Annotated in this window: 6 protein-coding genes; 2 read left to right on the top strand and 4 right to left on the bottom strand. The window is 62.5% G+C overall.

The genetic code is table 11. The annotated features are described in order from the left end of the window. The 4 genes from yedA to HP547_RS07905 form a co-directional block, all read right to left on the bottom strand. Positions 1 to 840: drug/metabolite exporter YedA (gene yedA / locus HP547_RS07920; protein WP_172285971.1), on the bottom strand; the 840-nt coding region annotated here is incomplete at its 3' end. A 104-nt stretch (positions 841 to 944) separates the two neighbouring features. Beyond that, positions 945 to 1,550, bottom strand: coding sequence for a PolC-type DNA polymerase III (locus tag HP547_RS07915; RefSeq protein ID WP_172285970.1), 606 nt, complete (start codon positions 1,548 to 1,550; stop codon positions 945 to 947). Between the two features lie 9 nt (positions 1,551 to 1,559). Beyond that, positions 1,560 to 2,039 (bottom strand): NYN domain-containing protein, encoded by a 480-nt coding sequence (locus HP547_RS07910; RefSeq protein ID WP_172219902.1) that lies wholly within the window; start codon positions 2,037 to 2,039, stop codon positions 1,560 to 1,562. A 78-nt stretch (positions 2,040 to 2,117) separates the two neighbouring features. Continuing rightward, a complete protein-coding gene (locus tag HP547_RS07905; protein WP_172219905.1) occupies positions 2,118 to 2,879 on the bottom strand; it encodes a DUF2076 domain-containing protein in 762 nt (253 codons plus the stop codon). 166 nt (positions 2,880 to 3,045) lie between these two features. Between HP547_RS07905 and HP547_RS07900 the strand changes: the two genes are divergently transcribed. Both HP547_RS07900 and HP547_RS07895 read left to right on the top strand, forming a co-directional pair. Next, on the top strand, positions 3,046 to 3,702 hold the full coding sequence (locus HP547_RS07900) for a YciC family protein (RefSeq protein WP_172219908.1): 657 nt from the start codon (positions 3,046 to 3,048) through the stop codon (positions 3,700 to 3,702). 90 nt (positions 3,703 to 3,792) lie between these two features. Then, a partial coding sequence (locus HP547_RS07895; RefSeq protein ID WP_172285969.1) for a hypothetical protein occupies positions 3,793 to 4,173 on the top strand: 381 nt, incomplete at its 3' end.

Genomic DNA, 4,173 nt, shown 5'->3' with positions numbered 1-4,173 from the left:
GCCGATGATCACCGCCATGGCCACGCACTCTTCGGCGCCAATCTGTTCACCGGCAAAGACGATGCCCAGCAACACCGCTACCGCCGGGTTGACGTAGGCATAGCTGGTGGCGGCCGCCGGGCGAACATGCTTGAGCAGGTACATGTAGGCACTGAACGCCAGGATCGAGCCGAACAACACCAGGTACGCCAGCGCTCCCCAGCCGGCGGCTGTCGGCATCTGCGTCATGCGCTCGCCAGACAGCACACTGCCCAGCAACAGCACGGCACCACCGACCAGCATTTCCGCGGCGCTGGCCATCGGGCCCTGCGGCAGTGGCAGCGATTTGCTCCACACCGAACCAAACGCCCAGGAGGCGGCGGCGAAAATGATCAATGCTGCACCAATCGGGCTGGCCTGCAGGTTGGAGCCCAGGTTGAGCATGCCGATGCCCACCAGCCCAAGGGCAATCCCCGCCCACTCCAACCTGGAATTACGGTGCCCGAACAACAGGCCGAACAGCAAGGTGAACAGGGGCACCGTCGCCACCGCCAATGCTGCCACGCCCGAAGCCACGCCGGCATGTTCGGCCACGGTCACACCGCCGTTGCCGCAACTCAGCAGCAGAAAGCCGATCGCCCCCGCCGCTCGCCATTGCGGCCACGTCGGCGCTGGCACCCCGCGCCAGCGCAGGAAGCCATACAGCAGGCCACCGGCAATCAGGAAGCGCACCCCGGCCATCAGCATCGGCGGCCAGCTCTCGACACCAATGCGAATGAACAGGTAGGTGGAGCCCCAAACCAGATACAGGGCAAGAAAGGCACCAATGAGCAATAACGGGAAGCGACGGGAGGCAGGCATGGGAAAACTCGAAATCCGTTTACGGGTGATTCAGTTTAAGGGCCTGCCAAGGCAAAGATAAGTTACAAAATGGCTTGAAATGGGCGGCACACTTTTGCGCCGCTCTAACAATATTTCGCCAACGCCTCGCGAACCTTCGCCGCAGGTGTTTTCTGCAAGCGGCACAGCATATCGTGCGAAAGTTGCTGCACCCCATGGTTCTGGCGCAATACGCCAGCCAGATGCTGCAGCAGGTTGGCCGCCATCTCGGCATCAGCCATGGCACGGTGCGCGGCACCGGTATCCGGCAGCCCGGCCCAGCGGGTCAGAGTGCCCAGCTTGTGGTTCGGTGCCGCCGGCAACAAGCGTCGCGACAACAACAGCGAACAGGCGAATGACTGGCTGCGGCTGCGGCCGATACGGCCAAGTTCGTAGTCCCAGAACTTCTGGTCGAAGGCAGCGTTATGCGCCAGCAGTGGCGTGCCACCGACGAATTCGGCCACTTCGTTCATCACCTTGTCCACCGGTGGCGCACTGCGCAGCATGGCGGTGGTGATGCCAGTCAGCCCGGCGACGAACGCCGGCACCGGCACGCCGGCGTTCATCAGGCTCTGGTAGCGCTCGACGATACGCCCGCGCTCCAGCATCACGACCGCCACCTCGGTGGCGCGGCAGCCGGCGCTGGGGGTGATGCCAGTGGTTTCAAAGTCGATGACAGCAATACGTTCCATGAACAGACCTTAGTGTTTGAGCAACAGCGTACCCTCGATAGGTACATAGCGGGTGGCGGCACGGATCAACGACAGCGCGGTAAGCCCAGGCACGCCATACACCACCGCCTCGGTGCCATGGCGCTGGATCACCCGTTCCAGCAACAGGTCAAAATCGCCGTCCCCCGAGGCCAGCACGACCTGGTCGACCCGGCTTGCCGCGTCAATCACATCCAGGGTGATGCCAACGTCCCAGTCACCTTTGGCCGACCCATCGCTGCGCTGGATGAACGGCTTCAGCCGCACCTCGAACCCGAGGTTGCGCAGAATCTGCTGGAATTGCTGCTGCTTGCTGTCACCGCGATCAATGGCGTAGGCCACGGCCTCGACGATCTGGCCTTCGCGGCTGACATCGGCCCACAGGGCGGTGTAGTTGAAATGGCAACCGTGCGCCTGGCGCACGGTGTAGTAGAGGTTCTGCACATCGGCGAACAGCGCGATCTTTTTCACCTGGGAACCTCATGTCTGGCCTGGGATACCGGGGGCCGCCTGGCAGCCACCGGAAATGCCAGCAGTATGCCAGACCTGTCAGACGTACGAGTCATCGTCCGAGAAGAACCCACCACCATCGCTGCCATAATCGGTGTCGGCGTAACCACCCTGGTCATTGCCCCACCCACTATTGTCAGCCACTTGCTGCTGCCCGCCCTGGTCGTTCCAGCCGCCGCTGTCACTGGCCGGCAGGGGCTCTTCATTGACCACTTCAACCACCTCTTCCGGTTGCGAGTTGTGGTTGAACAGGCTGCTGATGCCCTGCGCCAACAATACCCCGCCCGCCACACCGGCGGCGGTCTGCATGGCGCCACCCAGGAAGCTGCTGGCACCACCGCGCGCAGGGGCGGCGCCAAACCCCGGCTGCTGCGCCTGTGGCTGGGAAAAACCCGGTGCCGACGGCTCACGCCAACCACCGCCCGACGCCACCGCGGGTGCCGAAGGACGCTGCGGCTGCTGCACAGCCGGGGCAGCGCTACGCCCACCCGAACCAAAGATGCCAGACAGGAAGCCACCACCGCCATTGCTCGGCGCACTATTGGCAGCCTGTGCCGCCTCGGCCTGCGCGCGGGCCCGCTTCAGTTCGGCTTCCAGCTGTTTGTTCTGCTCGTCCAGGCGCTTGAGTGCGGCTTCCTGTACCAGGATCGCCTGGGCCATGTAGTAAGGCGCCGCCGGCTGCTGACGCAGGTGCCCCTCGATGCATGCCTGGGCCTGCGCATCACGCGGCTGCGCTGGGTCTTCGGCTTGCTTGATGCGGCCGAACAGGCCGTCGATCAGGGATTGTTCTTCAGTATTCATGGGGCGACCTCATGGGTAGCGGGACATCGGACAGGCTCAAAGATGGGGCGTGCAGGCGTAGGATTCAATAACCTGTGCCGTGAAACTTTTTTCAGCAAGTGACAGACGCGGGCCCGCTTTGGGCTAAAGTTATGCCCCTGTTTTTACTGCCATGCGATGTTGACCGATGAATCCGCTGAGCGTCCTGCGCGACTCCCTGTACTTCTTCCGCCGCCACCTGCCGAACATTGTCCAGCTGTGCCTGCCGCTGGTGGTGCTGGAGGCCTTGCTCACCCAACTGCTGTACCGGCAGATGGGCGACCAGGCATCGCCGGCCTACGGCATGCTGGTCAGTCTGTTGTTCTACCCGCTGTACAGCGCGGCACTGATCCTTTACCTCGACACCCGCAGCAATGGCCAGGAAATCGGCAAGCGCGACCTGTTCGCCCGGGCCCTGCAACTGTGGCCGCAACTGGCGCTGCTGATACTGATCAGCTCGCTGCTGATCATGGCCGGCCTGGCACTGTTCGTGTTCCCGGGGGTGTGGATCATGATCAACCTGGTGTTCGCCGAGTACCTGCTGGTGCTGCGCGGCCTGCCCGTGGTGCAGGCGATGCGCGAAAGCGCGCGCATGACCACCGGTCACTTCATGCGGATCATGATCTGCGTGGTGAGTGTGCTGGCGCCGATCTGGCTGATCGACGGGTTGTTGCTGATGGCCTTCCCCGAGCCATCGCCGGGCATGGAACTGGCCATGGACAGCCTCAGCGGATTCCTGCAGCTGTTCAGCACCGTGGTGCTGTTTCGCTTGTTCATGCTGCTGGAGGGCGAAACCGCCGGCTGACATGCCGCCAAAGGAAGCCCTTGACCATGCCTGCTGTTCGGAGGGCCCACTATGCTGGGCTCGCCTTTTCGAACCGATGGAGAACAGCAGGTGAACGTACCTACCATCCCCACCACGTGGGCTGACCAACTCGAAGTATTCCTTGGCACCCTGCATACCGTGCCGCCCGCTACCACAACGCCGTCTGCTGATCCCGAAAGAGCCGTTTACCGCAGCTATTTCGAAGACCGTGAGGGCAACGTCCTAGGTGGTCAAAGCGACTGGATCGTTGCGGGCAAGGAAAAGCCTGCCTACACCTTTCGCTTTCTGCTGCATTCAAGAAGCTCGGATCGATTGCACTTCATGATCACCGGAAGTGGGCCGGACCACGAAAAAAAGGTAGGCATCAGCCGCAATGGCTACCTGGGCCTTTATCAGGTCTCAACCGTCAGCGACTTCATCAAGATCGAACCCTTGGAGTGGTCAGAGAAC

It is taken from the genome of Pseudomonas sp. CM27, assembly GCF_013179515.1.
Taxonomy (GTDB): domain Bacteria; phylum Pseudomonadota; class Gammaproteobacteria; order Pseudomonadales; family Pseudomonadaceae; genus Aquipseudomonas.
This window is presented reverse-complemented; position numbering and strand designations above follow the sequence as displayed.

Excerpts from the sequence above, each read along its gene's own strand:
- HP547_RS07915 (WP_172285970.1), bottom strand. The coding sequence starts at position 1,550 with ATGGAACGTATTGCTGTCATCGACTTTGAAACCACTGGCATCACCCCC.
- HP547_RS07905 (WP_172219905.1), bottom strand. The coding sequence starts at position 2,879 with ATGAATACTGAAGAACAATCCCTGATCGACGGCCTGTTCGGCCGCATC.
- HP547_RS07900 (WP_172219908.1), top strand. The coding sequence starts at position 3,046 with ATGAATCCGCTGAGCGTCCTGCGCGACTCCCTGTACTTCTTCCGCCGC.